Source organism: Bradyrhizobium sp. 2TAF24 (assembly GCF_052115025.1).
Lineage (GTDB): Bacteria > Pseudomonadota > Alphaproteobacteria > Rhizobiales > Xanthobacteraceae > Bradyrhizobium_A.
The window spans coordinates 132,580-151,102 of sequence record NZ_JBFRFW010000014.1 but is presented as its reverse complement, the minus strand read 5'-3'; the positions used below and the strand labels follow the sequence as shown (position 1 = coordinate 151,102).

General features: G+C 65.6%; 11 protein-coding genes and 1 pseudogene. 8 read left to right on the top strand and 4 right to left on the bottom strand.

Annotation, left to right across the window (positions count from 1 at the left end; genetic code table 11):
* Position 1 precedes the first annotated feature (1 nt).
* From AB4Z37_RS22390 to AB4Z37_RS22380, 3 genes are read left to right on the top strand one after another with little or no spacing between them, the layout of a single operon-like run.
* On the top strand, positions 2-1,210 hold the full coding sequence (locus AB4Z37_RS22390) for an amino acid ABC transporter permease (protein ID WP_441518946.1): 1,209 nt from the start codon (positions 2-4) through the stop codon (positions 1,208-1,210).
* Positions 1,207-2,730: an amino acid ABC transporter permease gene (locus tag AB4Z37_RS22385; protein ID WP_441518945.1), complete on the top strand. Its 1,524-nt coding sequence runs from the start codon at positions 1,207-1,209 to the stop codon at positions 2,728-2,730. The genes AB4Z37_RS22390 and AB4Z37_RS22385 overlap by 4 nt, the downstream gene beginning before the upstream one ends.
* 20 nt (positions 2,731-2,750) lie before the next feature.
* Positions 2,751-3,491: an amino acid ABC transporter ATP-binding protein gene (locus AB4Z37_RS22380; RefSeq protein WP_441518944.1), complete on the top strand. Its 741-nt coding sequence runs from the start codon at positions 2,751-2,753 to the stop codon at positions 3,489-3,491.
* A 97-nt stretch (positions 3,492-3,588) separates the two neighbouring features.
* On the opposite strand, the gene AB4Z37_RS22375 is transcribed toward AB4Z37_RS22380, so the two are convergent.
* The 4 genes from AB4Z37_RS22375 to AB4Z37_RS22360 form a co-directional block, all read right to left on the bottom strand.
* On the bottom strand, positions 3,589-4,626 hold the full coding sequence (locus AB4Z37_RS22375) for a cysteine synthase A (protein ID WP_441518943.1): 1,038 nt from the start codon (positions 4,624-4,626) through the stop codon (positions 3,589-3,591).
* A 134-nt stretch (positions 4,627-4,760) separates the two neighbouring features.
* Entirely contained in the window at positions 4,761-5,990 is a 1,230-nt protein-coding gene (locus AB4Z37_RS22370; RefSeq protein ID WP_441518942.1) for a class I SAM-dependent methyltransferase, read from the bottom strand.
* A 16-nt stretch (positions 5,991-6,006) separates the two neighbouring features.
* On the bottom strand, positions 6,007-6,858 hold the full coding sequence (locus tag AB4Z37_RS22365) for a DUF1365 domain-containing protein (protein ID WP_441518941.1): 852 nt from the start codon (positions 6,856-6,858) through the stop codon (positions 6,007-6,009).
* Between the two features lie 4 nt (positions 6,859-6,862).
* Positions 6,863-8,170, bottom strand: coding sequence for an NAD(P)/FAD-dependent oxidoreductase (locus tag AB4Z37_RS22360; RefSeq protein ID WP_441518989.1), 1,308 nt, complete (start codon positions 8,168-8,170; stop codon positions 6,863-6,865).
* A 390-nt stretch (positions 8,171-8,560) separates the two neighbouring features.
* Here AB4Z37_RS22360 and AB4Z37_RS22355 point away from each other — a divergent pair.
* The 5 genes and pseudogenes from AB4Z37_RS22355 to AB4Z37_RS22335 all read left to right on the top strand — a co-directional run bounded on the left by AB4Z37_RS22355 (position 8,561) and on the right by AB4Z37_RS22335 (position 18,408).
* Positions 8,561-10,011: pseudogene (locus AB4Z37_RS22355) on the top strand (efflux transporter outer membrane subunit).
* On the top strand, positions 10,001-11,371 hold the full coding sequence (locus tag AB4Z37_RS22350; protein WP_441518940.1) for an efflux RND transporter periplasmic adaptor subunit: 1,371 nt from the start codon (positions 10,001-10,003) through the stop codon (positions 11,369-11,371). Before AB4Z37_RS22355 ends, AB4Z37_RS22350 begins: the two are co-directional and overlap by 11 nt.
* A 24-nt stretch (positions 11,372-11,395) precedes the next feature.
* Entirely contained in the window at positions 11,396-14,527 is a 3,132-nt protein-coding gene (locus tag AB4Z37_RS22345) for an efflux RND transporter permease subunit (protein WP_441518939.1), read from the top strand.
* Positions 14,524-17,625 (top strand): efflux RND transporter permease subunit, encoded by a 3,102-nt coding sequence (locus tag AB4Z37_RS22340; RefSeq protein ID WP_441518938.1) that lies wholly within the window; start codon positions 14,524-14,526, stop codon positions 17,623-17,625. The genes AB4Z37_RS22345 and AB4Z37_RS22340 overlap by 4 nt, the downstream gene beginning before the upstream one ends.
* A gap of 57 nt (positions 17,626-17,682) precedes the next feature.
* Positions 17,683-18,408 carry a tRNA-uridine aminocarboxypropyltransferase gene (locus AB4Z37_RS22335; protein ID WP_441518937.1) on the top strand — a complete coding sequence of 242 codons (726 nt, stop codon included), beginning with the start codon at positions 17,683-17,685 and terminating at the stop codon, positions 18,406-18,408.
* The last annotated feature ends 115 nt before the right edge of the window (positions 18,409-18,523 follow it).

Genomic DNA, 18,523 nt, shown 5'->3' with positions numbered 1-18,523 from the left:
CATGGCGATCGATGCCCGCCCGCCGCCGTCGCAGCTCCTGCAGAAGCTGCGACGCGCGCTTGGCGGCCGCGCCGGCTGGAGCGGCCTTGCGCTCCAGCTGCTGCTGGTCGCAGCGCTGGCGTGGATCGGCTACGAGATCGTCGCCAACGCCCGTGCCAACCTGCAGGCGCAGCACATCGCATCCGGCTTCGGCTTCCTGTCCAATACCGCAGGCTTCGCCGTCAGCCAGGCGCTGATCCCCTTCACCGAATCCAACACCTACGCCCGGGTGTTCGTGGTCGGCCTGCTGAACACCCTGGTGGTGTCGGTGATCGGGATTTTCTTCGCGACCCTGATCGGCTTCATGGTCGGCCTCGGGCGGCTGTCGCCGAACTGGCTGGTGTCGCGCCTTGCCGGCGGCTATGTCGAGCTAGTGCGCAACCTGCCGCTGCTGTTCCAGATCCTGTTCTGGTATCTCGCGGTACTGGCAGCGCTGCCAAGTCCGCGGCAGAGCCTGTCGTTGTTCGGCAGCATCTTCCTCAACAACCGCGGCTTCGTGGTGCCGCGGCCGGTCCCGCTGGACGGGTTCGGTCCCGTCATGGCCGCGGTCGGCGTTGCCATCATCATTGCCATCGCGTTGCGGGTCTATGCCCGGCGCGAGCTGTTCCAGCGCGGCCGTCGGCTCGTGGTGTGGCCCTATGCCGTCGGGACGCTGGTCGGGCTGCCGCTCGTCGCCGCCCTGGTGTTCGGCGTGCCTCTGAGCTTCGAGACGCCGGCGCTGCGCGGCTTCAACTTCGCCGGCGGCTCGCGCATCATTCCCGAGTTCGTCGCGCTCACCGTCGCGCTGTCGACCTATACCGCCGCCTTCATTGCCGAAATCGTCCGTGCTGGCGTGCTTTCGGTCAACAAGGGCCAGATGGAGGCGGGCGCCTCGCTCGGCCTGTCGCGGGGCGCGACGCTGCGGCTGATCGTGGTGCCGCAGGCGATGCGGGTGATCCTGCCGCCGCTGACCAACCAGTACCTCAATCTGACCAAGAACTCCTCGCTTGCGGTCGCCATCGGCTATCCCGACCTGTTCTCGGTGTTCGCGGGCACGACACTCAGCCAGACCGGCCAGGCCATCGAGATCATCGCCATCACCATGGGCGTCTACCTCTTGATCTCGCTGATCACCAGCGCGCTCATGAGCTTCTACGGCTGGCGCCTCAACCGCAGCCTCGGTGCCACATGACCGATCAGCTCGCGACCTCCTTCGTCCGTCGGGAACTGGTGCCGCAGCGGCCGGCGCCGGTGGTCACGACCGGGTTTGTCGGCTTCCTGCGGACACGGCTGTTCAACTCGCCGATGAACGCGGTGCTGACCATCGTCAGCGCGCTGCTGCTCGGCTTCATCCTGGTGCCGACCGTCCGCTTCATGCTGGTGGACGCCGTCTGGCAGGGCCAGGATCGCAATGCGTGCCTGCCTGAAAACGTCGGCCGCGCGGTCGGCGCCTGCTGGCCGTTCGTCCAGGCCAAACTAACCCAGCTGATCTACGGCTTCTATCCGGAGGCGGAGCGCTGGCGGGTCAACCTGATCTTCCTGCTCGCGGTCGTGCTGCTGATCCCGCTCCTGATCCCGCGCCTGCCGGCCAAGACGCTGAATGCCGGGCTGTTCTTCCTGGCCTTTCCGGTCGTCGCCTATTTCCTGCTGCACGGCGGCGGCATTCGCGGCTTCGGCTTCACCTGGTTCGCGGACGCGGCGCTCGCGGTCGCCAACAGCCTGGTCGACGCCGGACGCAAGCTCGCCGATCTCGGCGAGGGACGGGGTCTGTTCGGCCTGCTGTCGATCGGGATCGGCAAGGCGCTGGTGCTGTTCGGCAGCGCTCTGGCGATCCCGATTGCGCCGTTCACCTGGCTGCGCGACGCCATCCAGACCTCCGGCCAGCCGGTCTGGGCCGATCTTGTGCTGACCGCGATCATCGTCTCGCTGCTGCTGTTTCTGCTCAATGGCGGGTTTCGGACCGGCTGGCGGGCGCTGCTCCTCAGCGGCATCACGTTCATTGGCATCGGTCTCGTGGTCGCGGCCATGGGGCTCGACCACGGCGGGCTGCCGGTGGTCGACAGCCGGCTCTATGGCGGCCTGCTGGTGACGCTGGTGGTGTCGGTGACGGGGATCGTCGCCTCGATGCCGATCGGCATCGCGCTGGCGCTCGGCCGACGCGCCAGCATTCCGCTGATCCGGGTGTTCTCGATCGCCTTCATCGAGTTCTGGCGCGGCGTGCCGCTAATCACCGTGCTGTTCTTCGCCACCTACATGCTGCCGCTGTTCCTGCCGGGCAATTTCACCGTCGACGGGCTGTTGCGGGTGCTGATCGGCATCGCGCTGTTCTCGGGCGCCTACAACGCCGAGGTCATTCGCGGCGGCCTGCAGGCGATCCCGCGCGGGCAGGCGGAGGCGGCGAACGCGCTGGGCTTGTCGTACTGGAAGACGACGGGCCTCGTCGTGCTGCCGCAGGCGCTGCGCCATGTCATTCCCGGCCTCGTCAACAGCTTCATCGCGCTGTTCAAGGACACCACGCTGGTGCTGATCGTGGCGATCTTCGACCTCCTGGGATCGCTGCGCGCCGCGTTCGCCGATCCGGTCTGGGCGACGCCGACCACGCTGTTCACCGGCTTTGCGTTCACCGGCCTGATCTACTTCGTGTTCTGCTTTGGCATGTCGCGCTACTCGCTGTTCGTCGAGCGCCGCCTCAATGCCCATCGCCGCCACTGACGCCGCTGAGAAGGATCATCATGACCGCCGAACCGATCGTGACCGTCGCAGGGCTGAACAAGTGGTACGGCGAGTTTCATGTGCTGCGTGACATCAGCCTCGACGTCGGACGCGGCGAGCGCATCGTGATCTGCGGGCCGTCCGGCTCCGGCAAGTCGACCTTCATCCGCTGCATCAATGCACTGGAGGAATTTCAGGAAGGCCGCATCGTGGTCGACAACATCGAGCTCGGCCCGAACCTGCGCCGGATCGACGAGGTGCGGCGCGACGTCGGCATGGTGTTCCAGAGCTTCAACCTGTTTCCGCACCTGACGGTGCTGGACAACTGCACGCTGGCGCCGATCTGGGTCCGCAACATCCCCAAGAAGGATGCGGAAGCGACCGCGATGAAGTACCTCGAGCGGGTCCGCATCCCCGACAAGGCCGACAAGTATCCGGGCCAGCTGTCCGGCGGCCAGCAGCAGCGCGTGGCGATCGCCCGCGCTCTGACCATGAACCCCAAGGTGATGCTGTTCGACGAGCCGACCTCGGCGCTCGATCCGGAGATGGTCAAGGAGGTCCTCGACACCATGGTCGATCTTGCCCGGGAGGGCATGACCATGCTGGTGGTCACCCATGAGATGGGGTTTGCGCGGGAGGTGGCGAGCCGGGTCGTGTTCATGGACGCCGGCCAGATCATCGAGGCCAACACGCCGCAGGAGTTCTTTGCCAACCCGCAGCATGCGCGGACCCAGCTGTTCCTCAGCCAGATCCTGCGCTAGTGATCCGCTTCCAACATTCGCATCCGATATCGGCGGGCATCATTGCGAATGTTAGAATCATAAGGACCACTGGCAAACATATGTTGCTGGTGGAGCGCTATACCTTCTCGTAGGGCACGCTCAGCGTGCTGCGGCGCTCGAGCCACTCCGGCACCGGCAGGCTCTTGGCCCGCATGAACTCCGGATTGAACAGCTTCGACTGATAGCGCGTGCCATAATCGCACAGCACGGTCACGATGGTGTGGCCCGGGCCGAGCTCCTTGGCGAGGCGAATGGCGCCGGCGACATTGACGCCGGTCGAACCGCCGAGGCAGAGCCCTTCATGCAGTAGCAGGTCGAAAATCAGCGGCACCGCCTCGGTGTCCGGGATCTGATAGGCGGCATCCACCACCGCGCCGTCGAGATTGGCGGTCACTCGCCCCTGGCCAATGCCCTCGGTGATCGAGGATCCCTCGGCCTTCAGCGTGCCGGACGTGTAATAGGAGAACAGCGCCGATCCCAGCGGATCGGCGAGGGCGATGCGGATGTCCTTGTTCTTGGCTTTGAGGCCGATCGAGACGCCCGCGAGCGTGCCGCCCGAGCCGACCGAGGCGACGAAGCCGTCGACCTTGCCGCCGGTCTGCTGCCAGATCTCGGCGGCCGTGGTCTCGATATGGGCCTGGCGGTTGGCGACATTGTCGAACTGGTTGGCCCAGACCGCGCCATTCGGCTCGGTTTTCGCGAGTTGCCCGGCAAGGCGGCCGGACAGCTTCACATAATTGTTGGGGTTGGCGTAGGGGACCGCGGGGACCTCGACCAGCTCGGCGCCGCATAGCCGCAGCATGTCCTTCTTTTCCTGGCTCTGGGTCTCCGGGATCACGATCACGGTGCGGAAACCGAGCGCGTTGGCCACCAGCGCGAGACCGATGCCGGTATTGCCCGCGGTGCCCTCGACAATGACGCCGCCCGGCTTGAGCTGGCCGCTTCGGACCGCATCCTGGATGATGTAGAGCGCGGCGCGGTCCTTGACGGACTGGCCTGGATTCATGAACTCGGCCTTGCCCAGGATGGTGCAGCCGGTCGCTTCCGACGCGTGCTTGAGTTTGATGAGCGGCGTATTGCCGATCGCTTCGACGACACCGTTATGAATGGGCATGATGGAACGCGGGCCTAGCTTCGGGATCGATTCAATTTTCGAGCCTAAAGCATTTTGCGGCCGAGGGGAAACTCGCCGGCCACGGCCTCGGCAGGGACGAGACGCGCGCGGGTGGAGGCGGGTCCGGCGGGTCTTCAGGCCGTCTTGGCAAAGATGACCTGGCGAACGTCAATATTTCCCGACAGGAAGCCAGCCTCGCAATAGGCGAGGTAATACTCCCACAGCCGGCGGAAACGTTCGTCGAACCCCTGTGGGGTCAGGCTTGGCCATGCTGCGCGAAAGTTATCCCGCCAGGTCGCCAGCGTCCGAGCATAATCTTGCCCGAAAATCCGCTCCCGGATGATGGGTATGCCAAAATGCTCGCCGAGCGACTTCAGCACGTTGGGCGACGGCAGCATGCCGCCCGGGAAAACATAGCGCTGGATGAAGTCCACCTCGCGACGGTAGGCGTCGAAGAACCGGTCCTGGATGGTGATGGCCTGGATGCCGGCGAGGCCCCCCGGCAGCAGCCGGTCGCGAAGCTGGGAAAAATAGCGCGGCCAGAACTCCTCGCCGACCGCCTCGATCATCTCGATCGATGCGATACGGTCGTACTGGCTGCGCTCGTCGCGGTAGTCCTGCAGCCGGATCTCGACCTGTTCGTTGAGGCCGGCGTCATGGATGCGCTTACGCGCGAAGTCGAACTGTTCCTGGCTGATGGTCAGTCCGACCACGCGGGCGCCGAAGTTCTTGGCGACATATTCGGCGAACCCGCCCCAGCCGCAGCCAATTTCCAGCAGCCGCTGGCCGGGCTTGAGATCGATGCCTTCGGCGAGCCGCCGGTACTTGTTGTTCTGGGCGGTGGTCAGGTCGTTGGCGCCATCCTCGAACAGCGCCGACGAATAGGTCATGCTGGAATCCAGCCACGACGAATAGAACGCGTTGCCGATGTCGTAATGCGCATGGATGTTGCGCCGCGCCTGGGCGCGGGTGTTGCGATTGAACCAGTGGCGCACGGCCTGCACCACCCGCATCCACGGCTTGTTGCCGAGCATCGCCTGGATCAGGTCGTGGTTGACGCAGAAGATGTAGAGGAATTGCGTCAGATCCGGGGTGTCCCATTCGCGCCGCAGGTAGGCCTCCGCGATGCCGATGTCGCCGCCATTGAGCAGGCGCCATGCAAAGGCATGGTCATGAATGACCATGGCGGCCGCGGGGCCCGGCTCGACGCCCCCGAACCGGACGCATCGGCCGTCCGGCAGCGTCACATCCAGCGTGCCGCGCCGCAGGCGCGAAGCAAAACCGAACGCAAGCCGTGTCAGCCGGGGCAGGTCGGAAAGCGTATCGGCGACGTTGTCCGGGGTGAGAACGATCGGCTCGGGCATTCCAGCATCCAGCGCTTCAATAGGGCTCCGGGTCCGGACGCAGCCTGGTCATGTGCTGCAGGTCATGTGGCCCAGCGCCATCGTCAGCCGGCGTCCGTGGAACCAGCCTCGCCCCTTTGCCCCAAAGACGCAAGGCCTCCCAGTGAATGGCGGCAATGATTTTGATGGTGACCAATGGCAGCGCGATGAACGCCCGCAGCAATGTCCGTGTAACGAGCGGCCGGCGCCGCCCGCTGAAGGTCGCCGCGAGCAGTGGCCCGTCGCGGTCGGTTTCCAGGATCCGCAGCCTGATCGTGTCCGTCGGTGGCGCGACCCGAAAATGGTATCGCGCTGCCATGTCGATGAAGGGAGAGACCCGGAACAGCTTGTCCTGCTGCTGGCGCAAGCCTGCGGCACTCCGCTCTTCCGGCCGAACCGGACGTACATAGGAATGCGCCTCGCCGAAGGTGTTGCGGACCTCGTAGATGATCAGTGCGAGATCGCCGCCTGCATCGTGGCAGAAGTAGACCGAGAGCGGATTGAAGACGTAGCCGAGCAGGCGCGGATAGCACAGCAGCTCGATCCGTCCGCCACTGAGGTCGAGCCCCTGTTCGCGGGCGCGGCGACGGACATAGCGGGCGAGCGACGATCCGTCGCGATCGCCGTGATCTGCCTCGTGGAAGCTGTAGATTGCGGCGCGGTTGACACCGAACATCGCTGAGAGCCGATCGGCATCGTCAAGGCGGTCGAGATCGATCAGCAGGCTCATGACGCGATAACTGAAACGGTGCGCGACCGGCTTCAGCCGCGCGTGCATCACATCGCCGACGTAAAGACTGGCAGCTGCGCGGGGGGCTCGGGCATCGTCGTGATCGGTGCGATGCGCCATCGGACTACTCCGCGGCCTCGGCCAGGACCCTTTCCCGCCCGGGCGACGCCAGGCCAAGAGCCTGCGCAACGGCAAGACCGGAGTGCAGCCCATCCTCATGGAATCCGTAGCCGGTCCAGGCGCCGCAGAACCAGGTGCGCTGCAGGCCCTGAATTTCGTTGAGACGGGCCTGTGCGGCGAAGGCTCTGGCGTCGAACTGGGGATGCTCACAGAAATAATGGCCGAAGGTGAGTGCCGGATCCGGAGCGAATGGCGGGTTCAGGCTGACGAACAGCGGCTTGCCCGGATCGATGCCCTGCAAGCGGTTCATCCAGTAGGTGACGGCGACGTCGTTGAGCGGCGCGTCGTCGCGCGGCCAGCGCAGCAGGTTCCAGGATGCCCAGGCGCGCTTGCGGCGCGGCATCAGCCGTGGATCACGATGCAGATAGACGGTGTTGGGCGCATAACGAATATTGCCGAGGATGTCGCGCTCGGCGGGGGTGGGGGCCACAAGCATGCGAAGCGCCTGATCGCTATGAGCGGCGATCACCACATGATCATAGGCCGTGGAATGACCGCGGCTGTCGTGGACGACGACGCCATGGACATTGCGCTCGATCCCCACGACCGCACAGCCCAGCCGCAGACGGTCATGAAAGGCAGCCGTGAGCCGTTGTACATAGCGGATGCTGCCGCCTTTCACCGTTCGCCATGTCGGACGGTCATGGTGCAGCAGACGATGATTGTTGAAGAAAGCCACGAAGTTCTCGGCCGGAAACTCCAGCATCCGGTTCGCTGGCGCGGACCAGATCGCAGCCCCCATCGGCAGGAGATAGTCCGTCAGCAGGCGGCGCGAGAACCGCCGCCGGTGGCAATAGTCACCGAGCGACAGGCCCTTCAGGCGTCCGGCATGGTAGTCATCGATACTGGTCCGGTTGAAGGTCAAGATGTCACCCAACATCCGCAGGTAGGACGGTGAGAGCAGGTTGCCCGGCTGGGCGAACAGGCCCGTGGCCATCGCCGCGAAGGTGTTGCCGCCGCCTTTCCATTCGAAGCGGCCCATATCGGCCGACACCGAAAAGCTCATGCAGCTTTCGACGGTTTCGACGCCAAGCCGATTGAACAACGCGGTAAGCTCGGGATAGTTTAAGGTATTGTAGACGATGAAGCCGATGTCCACGGCGACCGGCGTGCCGTCATAGTCGATGGTCACGGTATGGCTGTGGCCGCCCGCGCGCCACTCACGTTCGTAGACGGTGACCTGGTTGCCGTGCGACAGCGCCCATGCCGCCGAACTGCCCGCGATTCCCGTTCCGACCACTGCTATTCGCATAGGGTACCCCCGACCTCGATTTGCGATGGAGGTACGGCGGTCCTTCGGTTCCGGTTTCACGGGCGGAAGTCACGTTCCGTGGTATTTGTTTCTGCTAGAAAAGATTTTGAACGCTGGACAAATCCGCCGGCGACTGGGCGAAGCCATGCAGGCGGGCTAGGGTGCGCCCCGCAACCGGGGCGATCTCGTTCAGGAAGCAGCGGGGCCATACCCCGACCCGAATCACCGGTTTCAGGTGTCCTTCAGCGCCCGAAATTCGCTCAGAAGTGGATGTCTGCTAGTTCATCGACCATGTCCGTTGTGTCCGACGATCATGCTTCTCGCCGCCTCCCGCTCTTGCCCCAGCCACGGCTCGATCCGCTGGCCGGACATGCGGGCGCTCTGGCCGTGGTGCGGAAGCAGGGCAGGGCAGGCTGGGGCGTGGTCCGCCGGCTTGGTCTGGTCGCCGCGCTCGCCGTGCCGGCGGCCGGCTGCATCCTCAAGGCCGACCTGCCTGACCCGGCCATCGACATGCCGCAGACCTACAAGTTTGCCGGCCGGGTGCCAGCCGCGGCGACACCGGCGCTCGACTGGTGGCGCGCGTTCCGCTCACCGGAGCTGACGGCGCTGATCGAAGAGGCTCAGACCGTCAATCTCGACATCGCCGCGGCGACCGCGCGGATCGTGCAGGCGGACGCGCAGGCGCGGCTCACGGGAGCTGCGCTGCTGCCGACACTGAGCGGCGCCGCCCAGGACACGCGTTCCAAGTCGTCGGGCGCGAGCTCGAGCGGCCTGACCAACGTCGGACGTCCGACCACCACCTATTCGACATCGCTGAGCGCCAGCTACGAGATCGACTTCTGGGGCAAGAACCGCGATGCCACACTGGCGGCGGAGGAAACCGCCAACGCCAACCGGTTCGATCGTGACGTCGTCGCCCTGACCACCTATGCCGCGGTGGCCAATGCATATTTCCAGGTACTGGCGTCGCAGGATCGCATCCGCATCGCCAGGCAGAACATCGCCAGCGCCCAGCGCATCTATGACGCGATCAAGCAGCGGCTCGACGCCGGCACCATGAGTGATCTCGATCTCGCCAGCAGGCGAGCGTGCTCGCGACCCAGCAGGCAGCGGTGCCGCCGCTGCGACAGACCCTCGAGCAGAACATCAACGCGCTGGCGACACTGGTGGCGCGGCCGCCCGAGAGCCTGCGCGTCAGCGGCGGCTCGATGAACCGCCTCACCGTGCCGCGTGTGACGCCGGGGCTGCCGTCCGAGCTCCTGACCCAGCGGCCCGACATCCGCCGTCAGGAAGCCGACCTCGCGTCCGCCACGGCCAATGTCGGCAATGCGCGCGCGCAATTTTTCCCCAGCATTCAGCTCACCGGCCAGGGCGGCTATCAGAGCGCGGCGCTGGCGGCGCTGTTCACGCCGAACGCGGTATTCTACAGCATGGCCGCCAGTGCGACCCAGCCGATCTTCGACGGCGGGCGCAATCTGGCGAATTTCGACTATCAGAAAGCCAAGCAGGACGAACTGCTGCAGACCTATCGCAAGACCGTGGTGTCCGCGTTTGCCGACGTCGACAACGCCCTGATTGCGATCAAGGAGACGTCCGAGCGGCTGCGCCTGCAGAAGGCGGCAGAGCTGGCGTCGCGCCGCGCGTTCGATCTTTCCGAGCAGCGGCTGCGAGCCGGCACCATCGACATCGTGACGCTCCTCAACACACAATCGACGCTATTCCAGGCCGAGGACACTTTGGCACAGGCTCAACTGGCACGTTTTCAGGCCATCATCAGCCTCTACCAGGCGTTGGGGGGCGGCTGGCTACCGAAAATGGAAGGGCCGGGTGATGCTATTTAAGCCCGACGAGAACAACGCAGCGAACGTCAGCGGGGAGGCCACGCCGAAGCGCCGACGAACGGTCTGGATCGCGGTCGGACTGTTGATCGCCGGCGGGCTCGGATACCTCGGCTGGACCTACCTGCAAGAGACCCGCATGGCTGCGTCACGCAGCCGTCCCGATCTTGCCGTTCCTGTTCTCGCGGCCACGCCGCGCATCCAGGACGTGCCGGTCTACCTGGATGGCGTCGGCACCGTGAAGGCGCTGAACACAGTGACCGTGCGGGCTCAGGTCGACGGCAAACTGCTGTCGGTCAACTTCCGGGAAGGCCAGGACGTCAGGGCTGGCGACGTGCTGGCCGAGATCGACCCGGCGATCTATCAGGCCCAGTACGATCAGGCGGTCGCGAAAAAGGCGCAAGACGAGGCAGTGCTCGCCAATGCCAGGACCGACCTCGTCCGTTACGAACAGCTTGCCGCCTCGAAAGCCGGTACCACCCAGCAGGCCGATACCCAACGCGCCCTGGTCGCCCAATACGAGGCCCAGGTGAAGGCCGATCAGGCCGCCATCGACAATGCCAAGGCGACGCTCGGCTATACCAAGGTGGTGGCGCCCCTCAGCGGCCGTGCCGGCCTGCGTCAGGTCGACCAGGGCAACATCGTGCACGCCTCCGACACCACGGGGCTCGTGGTGATCACCCAGCTGCAACCGATCACGGTCTGGTTCAGCCTGCCGCAGCAGCAGATCGTCCGGGTCAATGCCGCGGCCGCCCGGGGCCAGCTGGCGGTCGATGTGTTCGGCAACGATGGACGCACCGTGGTCGATACAGGAGTGCTGCGGGGCATTGACAACCAGGTCGACCCGACCACAGGCACCGTCAAGCTCAAGGCCGAATTTCCCAACAGTCGTTTCCAGCTCTGGCCGGGCCAGTTCGTCAATGTCCGCCTCCAGGTCGAGACGCTGTCCCAGGTTGTCGTGGTTCCGACGGCCGCGGTGCAGCGCGGTCCGGCCGGCACGTTCAGCTACGTCATTGGCGCGGACAACATCGTCTCCGCATGGCCGGTGACAGTGGTGCAGCAGAACGAAACCGATGCGGTAATCGGTAAGGGACTGACGGTCGACGATCGTGTGGTGACGACAGGCTTTGCCAACCTCGCCGACGGTGCCAAGGTCGAGATCGGTCGGGACGATCCGGCCGTGGCCCCGGATCTCGCGCCCCGGCGCCGCCAGGGCGGCAAGGCAACCGGCGGCGACCGGGCGAGCCCGAAGTCCGGTCAGCGGACGCGGACCGAACAGGGGAGCGGCGCACCGGAAGCGGCAGACAACAAGGGCCCGGAGCAGGCGGGCCAGCCTGGGGGAAGCCCGAAGGCGTCGCAGTAGCGGCAGGCTCGAAAGTGCAGCGCCATGAGCGTCTCTGAACCCTTCATCCGTCGGCCGATCGCCACCTCGCTGCTCGGCATCGCCCTGCTGATCGGCGGTGCGCTCGGCTATTGGGCGCTGCCGGTTTCGGCGCTGCCGCAGGTCGATTTCCCGACCGTCCAGGTCACCACCCAGCTGCCGGGCGCGAGCCCCGACGTTACGGCGTCTCTCATCACCGCACCGCTGGAACGGCAGCTCGGCCAGATTCCGTCGCTGGCATCGATGACATCGACGAGCTCGTTCGGCGTCAGCCAGATCTCCCTGCAGTTCGACCTGAACCGCGATATCGACGGCGCCACCCAGGACGTGCAGGCGGCGATCAACGCCGCCGCAGGCATCCTGCCCAAAAACCTGCCGTATCCGCCGACCTACGCGAAGGTCAATCCAGCCGACGCGCCGGTGGTGACGCTGGCGTTGACCTCGGACACCGTGTCGATCCGCGCCATGAGCGATATTGCCGACACCATGATGGCGCAGCGGCTTGCGCAGATCACCGGTGTCGGCCGGGTCGCGGTGCTCGGCGGGCTGAAGCCGGCGGTTCGCGTCCAGGCCGATCTCGCGCGTCTTGCCGCCTACGGCATCGGCCTCGAGGATCTGCGCACGGCGATCGCCGGCGCCAATGTCTCCGGACCGAAGGGCTCGCTCGACGGCGCCCAGCAGGCCTACACCATCGCCGCCAACGACCAGATCGCCGCGGCCGATGCCTATAAGCCCATCATCATCGCCTACCGCAACAATGCCCCGGTGACGATCGGAGACGTCGCCACCATCGTCGACGGCCTGGAGAACGATCGCACCGGCGGCTGGTATCAGGGCGTGCCCGCGGTCGTCATCAATATCCAGCGCCAGCCCGGCGCCAACGTCATCGATGTTGTCCAGCAGATCCGGGCAGAAATTCCACGGCTGCAGCGCGCGATCCCCGCCGGCGTCAAGCTCACGGTAGTCAGTGACCGCACCGTCACCATCCGCGCCTCGGTGCGCGACGTGCAGTTCACGCTGGTGCTCAGTGTCATCCTGGTGACGCTCGTCGTGCTGCTGTTCCTGCGGTCGCTGCGTGCGACCATCATTGCAGGCGTCGCGCTGCCGCTGTCGCTGGTGACCAGTTTCGGCATCATGTGGTTCGCCGGCTTCAGCCTCGACAACCTGTCCCTGATGGCTCTGACCATCGGCACCGGATTCGTGGTCGACGACGCCATCGTCATGATCGAGAACATCGTCCGCCATATGGAGGACGGTGAAAGCGCCATGGAGGCGTCGCTGCGCGGCGCCCGCGAGATCGGGTTCACGGTGATCTCGCTGACCGTGTCGCTGATCGCGGTGTTCATTCCGCTGCTGTTCATGTCGGGCCTCGTCGGCCGCATGTTCCGGGAATTCGCCCTGACGCTCACCATCGCCGTGGTGACCTCAGCGGTGGTCTCGCTGACGCTGACGCCGATGATGTGCTCGCGGATGCTGAAACGCCACGGCGAGGAGCTGGCGGTGCCTGGACTAGCCACCATCAGCGGCTGGATCGATCGCAGCGTCGCATTCTATCACCACACGCTGCTGTGGGTGCTGCGGCACCAGCGCGCCACGCTGGTTGCGACTTTTGCGACACTGGCGGCAACCCTCGGCCTCTATGCCCTCGCACCGAAAGGATTCCTGCCGCTGCAGGATACCTCGTCGATCACAGCGGTCACCGAAGCCGGACCGGACGTCTCGTTCGCGGAGATGCAGAAGCGGCAGGCCGAGGTCGCGCGCACCATTCAGTCCGATCCCGACGTCGTCGGCGTGGTCTCGGTGATCGGGGCGGGCTCGGTCAATCCGACGACCAACACGGGCAGCATCGTGGTCACGCTGAAGCAGCGCGACGAACGCAAGGCCGACATTGTCGAGGTGACGAGGCGCCTGAAGGAGCGGGTTGCATCGGTGCCCGGCATGATCGTCTACTTCCAACCGGTTCAGGACATCCAGATCAGTACCCGGACCAGCCGCTCCCAGTACCAGTATACGATCACAGCGAGCGACGCGAAGGAGGTCTCGACCTGGTCCGGCCGGCTGGTGCAGGAATTGCGACGCAATGTCATGTTCCGCGATGTCTCATCGGAAGTCCTGGAAGGCGGATTGCGGGCGGCGCTCGACATCGATCGCCAGCGTGCCGGCCAGCTCGGCGTCTCGCTGCAGTCGGTCAACGACACCCTCAACGACGCCTTCAGCCAGCGCCAGGTCTCGACCATCTACGGCCAGGCCAACCAGTACCGCGTGGTGCTCGAGGCGTTGCCGCAGGACCAGCGCGATCCCACGGTGCTCTCACGGCTGTACGTACCGGGAGCGGGCGGAGCGCAGGTCCCGATCTCGGCGATCGCGACGCTGCAGCGGACGACCGCGCCGCTCGCCATCGCCCACCAGGCCCAGTTCCCGGCGGCGACGCTGAGCTTCAACCTCGCGCCCGGCGTTGCGCTCGGTGACGCGGTGGCGGCGGTTGCCGCCACCGAAGCCAATATCGGCATGCCCGCCAACATCACCGGGATCTATTCTGGCGACGCCGCCGAGTTCGCCCGCTCGCTGGCGGGGCAGCCCTGGCTGATCCTTGCTGCGATCGTCACCATCTACATCGTGCTTGGCGTGCTCTATGAGAGCTACATCCATCCGATCACCATCCTGTCGACGCTGCCCTCTGCCGGCGTCGGCGCGATCCTCGCACTGATGCTGTTCGGGCAGGATCTCTCCGTGATCGGGCTGATCGGCATCATTCTCCTGATGGGGATCGTCAAGAAGAACGCGATCATGATGATCGACTTTGCCCTCGAGGCGGAGCGCCATCAGGGCATGTCGTCCTATGACGCCATCGTGCAGGCCTGCCTGCTGCGCTTCCGTCCCATCATGATGACGACGCTCGCCGCGCTGTTCGGCGCGCTGCCGCTGGCGATCGAGCGCGGGACGGGCGCGGAGCTGCGCTTTCCGCTCGGCATTTCCATCATCGGCGGCCTGATCCTGAGCCAGTTGCTGACGCTCTACACCACGCCGGTGATCTATCTCGCCCTCGACCGCATCAACCGCCGGATCGAGAAGGCGGTGCCGCCGGCCCCCGAACCGCCCGCGCCGCCGATCGCCGGAGCCACCGAAGGGGTGCAGTGATGTCGCTCTCCGAGCCGTTCATCCGCCGGCCGGTCGGGACGACGTTGCTGGCGATCGGCCTGTTCCTGGTCGGCCTCGTGGCTTACCAGAACCTGCCGGTCGCGAGCGTTCCCAATGTCGACTTTCCGATGATCCGGGTGTCGGCATCGCGTCCCGGGGCCGATCCGTCGGTCATGGCCGCGACCGTCGCAGCGCCGCTCGAGCGGCGGCTCGGCGAGATCGCAGGCATCGACCAGATCACATCGACGAGTTCGCTGGGCTCGACCAACATCCAGCTTCAGTTCGCGATCGGGCGCAATATCGACAAGGCTGCACGCGACGTCCAGGCGGCGATCAATGCTTCGCTCGCCGACTTGCCGACCGACCTGCCATCGCTGCCGAATTTCCGCAAGGCGAACTCCGCGGCCGCGCCGGTGTTCATCCTGGCGCTGACCTCCGAGACGCTGTCGTCGAGCGCGATCTACGACGTCGCCGACACCGTGATCGCGCAGCGCCTCGCGCAGGTGCCCGGCGTCGGCGAGGTGACGGTCAGCGGCGCCGACCAGCCGGCCGTCCGCATCCAGCTCAACCCGGTGCTGCTGGCCAATGCCGGCATCGCCACCGACGACGTCCGTAACGCCATCATCGGCGCCAACGCACTCGGCCCGGTGGGAACGTTCAATGGCGGCCGCCAGGCCGAAACCATCAGCATCAATCCGCAGATGCGAACCGCCGCCGAATTCAAGAACATCATCATCAAGGCTTCGAACGGCAACTTCGTACGGCTGTCGGACGTCGCCACCATTATCGACGCGACCCGCAGCAGCCGCTCGATCGCCTGGTTCAACAAGCACCCCGCGGTGCTGCTGCAGATCACCAAGCAGGGCGATGCCAACGTCATCGACACCGTCGATCGCATCAAGGCGCTGCTGCCGGAGCTGAAGCAGTGGATTCCCGCCGGCGTCGAGATTTCCGTGCTGACCGACCGCACCGGCACCATCCGCGCCAGTGTGCACGACATGGAATGGACGCTGGGGGCGACCGTCGTGCTGGTCATGGCCGTGGTATTCATCTTCCTGCGCCGCATGACCCCGACCATCGCCGCGGGCGTCTCGGTGCCGTTGGCGCTGGCGGGAACCTGCACCGGGATGTGGCTTGTCGGCTTCTCGATCGACAACCTGTCGCTGATGGCGCTGGCGATCTCGGTCGGCTTCGTGGTCGACGATGCCATCGTGATGATCGAGAACATGGACCGCAACCTGGAGCACGGCATGCGGCCGTATCAGGCCGCGCTCGCCGGTGCCAGGCAGATCGGCTTCACGGTCCTGTCGATCAGCCTGTCCCTGATCGCGGCGTTCACGCCGCTGATCTTCATGGACGGCATCGTCGGGCGGCTGCTCCGCGAATTCTCGCTGACGCTCACCTTCGCCATCATCGTCTCGACTCTGGTCTCGCTGACCATCACGCCGATGATTTGCGCCCATTACGTCAAGGCCACGGCGGTGAGCGACGCGACCTGGTTCGATCGCCTGGTCGAGGGGGCGCTGTCGCGGACGCTGCGCTTCTATGAGCGCACGTTGCATGTCGTGCTGCGCTTTCCGGTCGTCACCGTCCTGGTCTTCGTCTCCACCATCGCCCTGACCGTGATGCTCTATGCCAAGGTGCCGAAAGGGTATTTCCCGACCGACGACAGCGGCTTCATCTTCGGAGCCACCCGGGCGTCCGCCGATATCTCTTTCCAGTCGATGCTCAAGCTGCAGCAGCAGGTCGCCGACGTGGTGATGGCGGATCCCGCAGTCGAAGGCATTGGATCGACCCTGGGAGGCAGCGGGCCGGGGGGAGGCGGGTCGAACCGCGGCAACATGTTCATCAGCCTGAAGCCGATCGATGAGCGGGACGGGGTGTCGACCCAGTTGGTGATCGACCGGCTGCGCCGTGAACTCGGCAAAATTCCCGGCATCCGGCTGTTCATGATCGCCGCGCAGGATATCCGGGCCGGCGGCCGCCAGAGCGATTCCGACTATCAGTACACATTGATCAGCACCGATCTCGATCTGCTGCAGAAATGGGGGCCGATCATCGCCAAGCGGATGGAGACGGTCGAGGGCATCACCGACATCTCCTCCGACAGCGATCCCGGCGGCCTGCAGCTGAACCTCGCGATCGACCGCAGCACCGCGGCAAGTCTCGGCGTCAAGGTGCAGGATATCGACAACGCCCTGAACAACGCGTTTTCGCAGCGTCAGATCTCGATCGTCTACACCCAGCGTAACCAGTACCAGGTGGTGCTGGAGACCGATCCGAAGTTCCAGCAGGATCCCGGCGATCTCGATCACATCTATGTCGCAGGCGCCAACGACGCCCAGGTGCCGTTGTCGGCGCTGGTGCACCGGGAGCGCGGACTGGCACCGCTGTCGGTGCGGCATTCGGCTTCGTTTCCGTCGACGACGGTATCGTTCAACCTGTTGCCGGACGTGCCGTTGGAAACCGCCACTGCCAATATCCAGCGGGCGGTCGCGGAATTACATATGCCCGAGGGCATCCGCGGCAGTTTTGACGGCAACGCCGGCGACAGCCAGAAGACCGCCGGGCGCCAGCCGCTGCTGGTGCTCGGTGCATTGATCGCCGTCTACATCGTGCTCGGCGTGCTCTATGAGAGCCTCGCCCATCCGCTGACCATTATCTCGACATTGCCGCCGGCCGGGCTCGGGGCGCTGCTCGCACTGCAGCTGACCAACACCCAGCTCACGGTGATTGCTTTCATCGGCATCATCCTGCTGATCGGTATCGTCAAGAAGAACGGCATCATGATCGTGGACTTCGCCCTGGAAGGTGAGCGGCATCGTGGACTGTCGTCCCGCGATGCCATCTTCGAGGCGAGCCTCGCCCGGTTCCGCCCGATCATCATGACCACCATGGCGGCGCTGCTGGCGGCGGTGCCGCTGGTGGTGGCGATCGGACCGGGGACCGAGCTGCGCCGGCCGCTCGGCATCACCATCATCGGCGGCCTCGTGGTGTCGCAGATCCTGACCCTCTACACCACGCCGGTGATCTATCTGCTGATCGACCGATTGCGGCGGCGCGACCAGCCGCAGTCGCAGGTAGCTCCGGCGGAATGACGGGCAGGGCGAGCGGGCGCGGTTGCCGCGACAGCCGGCACGGCGTATAGCCGGCCGATGTCCGACACACCCGAACTCGCCCCCGCCGCCGATGCACCGCCCGACTGCCCACGTTGCGGCAAACCGCTGCCGCTGTGCGTCTGCGAGGATGTCACGCCGCTTGCCAGCCGGATCCAGCTACTCATCCTGCAGCATCCGCAGGAACAGGACCGGCTGCTCGGGACAGCGCGCCTCGCCGCGCTGCACTTTTCGGACGCCGTGCTCAAGATCGGCCTGTCTTGGCCAAGCCTGTCCAAGATTCTCGGCCGGTCGGTCGATCCGTCCCGCTGGGCGATTCTCTACCTCGGCTCGGCCAAGGTCGCCGACCTCGATGTCGGCGAGGATGAGGTCGTCGTGCTCGACCGCAAGGGCGAGCCGGACCCCGATCAGCGGGCCATCTTGCGCGACATCGAGGGCGTCATCCTGCTCGACGGCACCTGGAGCCAGGCCAAGGCGCTGTGGTGGCGCAATGCCTGGATGCTGAAATGCCGGCGGGTGATTCTCGGCCCGCCGCGGCCATCTCTCTATGGCAAGCTGCGTCGCGAACCGCGCCGCGATGGCCTGTCGACATTGGAGGCTGCGGCCATGCTGATCAGCCGGCTCGAACGCCGCCCGGAGATCGAGACGACCCTGCTGGAGAGCTTCGGCAAGCTGCTGGCCCGCTACCGCGCGGTGCAGGAAACCATGCCGAGTCTCGTTCCGCCGCCGAAACCGCGGCGAGACTGGCGGCGGCGGCGCGGCTGAGCGGCCGCTGCTCGACTTCAAATCAGCGAATCGACGATCCCGGAACGTTGAGGGAATCGGTCTTGCTTTGTTGAGTGCAGCAAACATCCCGCACGGCTCTCAAACGCCGTCTGCA

What these genes read in the sequence shown, in the direction of transcription:
- AB4Z37_RS22335 (WP_441518937.1), top strand. Translation starts at nt 17,683, where the DNA reads ATGTCCGACACACCCGAACTCGCCCCCGCCGCCGATGCACCGCCCGAC.
- AB4Z37_RS22370 (WP_441518942.1), bottom strand. Translation starts at nt 5,990, where the DNA reads ATGCCCGAGCCGATCGTTCTCACCCCGGACAACGTCGCCGATACGCTT.
- AB4Z37_RS22345 (WP_441518939.1), top strand. Translation starts at nt 11,396, where the DNA reads ATGAGCGTCTCTGAACCCTTCATCCGTCGGCCGATCGCCACCTCGCTG.
- AB4Z37_RS22360 (WP_441518989.1), bottom strand. Translation starts at nt 8,170, where the DNA reads ATGCGAATAGCAGTGGTCGGAACGGGAATCGCGGGCAGTTCGGCGGCA.
- AB4Z37_RS22375 (WP_441518943.1), bottom strand. Translation starts at nt 4,626, where the DNA reads ATGCCCATTCATAACGGTGTCGTCGAAGCGATCGGCAATACGCCGCTC.
- AB4Z37_RS22390 (WP_441518946.1), top strand. Translation starts at nt 2, where the DNA reads ATGGCGATCGATGCCCGCCCGCCGCCGTCGCAGCTCCTGCAGAAGCTG.
- AB4Z37_RS22380 (WP_441518944.1), top strand. Translation starts at nt 2,751, where the DNA reads ATGACCGCCGAACCGATCGTGACCGTCGCAGGGCTGAACAAGTGGTAC.
- AB4Z37_RS22385 (WP_441518945.1), top strand. Translation starts at nt 1,207, where the DNA reads ATGACCGATCAGCTCGCGACCTCCTTCGTCCGTCGGGAACTGGTGCCG.
- AB4Z37_RS22350 (WP_441518940.1), top strand. Translation starts at nt 10,001, where the DNA reads ATGCTATTTAAGCCCGACGAGAACAACGCAGCGAACGTCAGCGGGGAG.
- AB4Z37_RS22365 (WP_441518941.1), bottom strand. Translation starts at nt 6,858, where the DNA reads ATGGCGCATCGCACCGATCACGACGATGCCCGAGCCCCCCGCGCAGCT.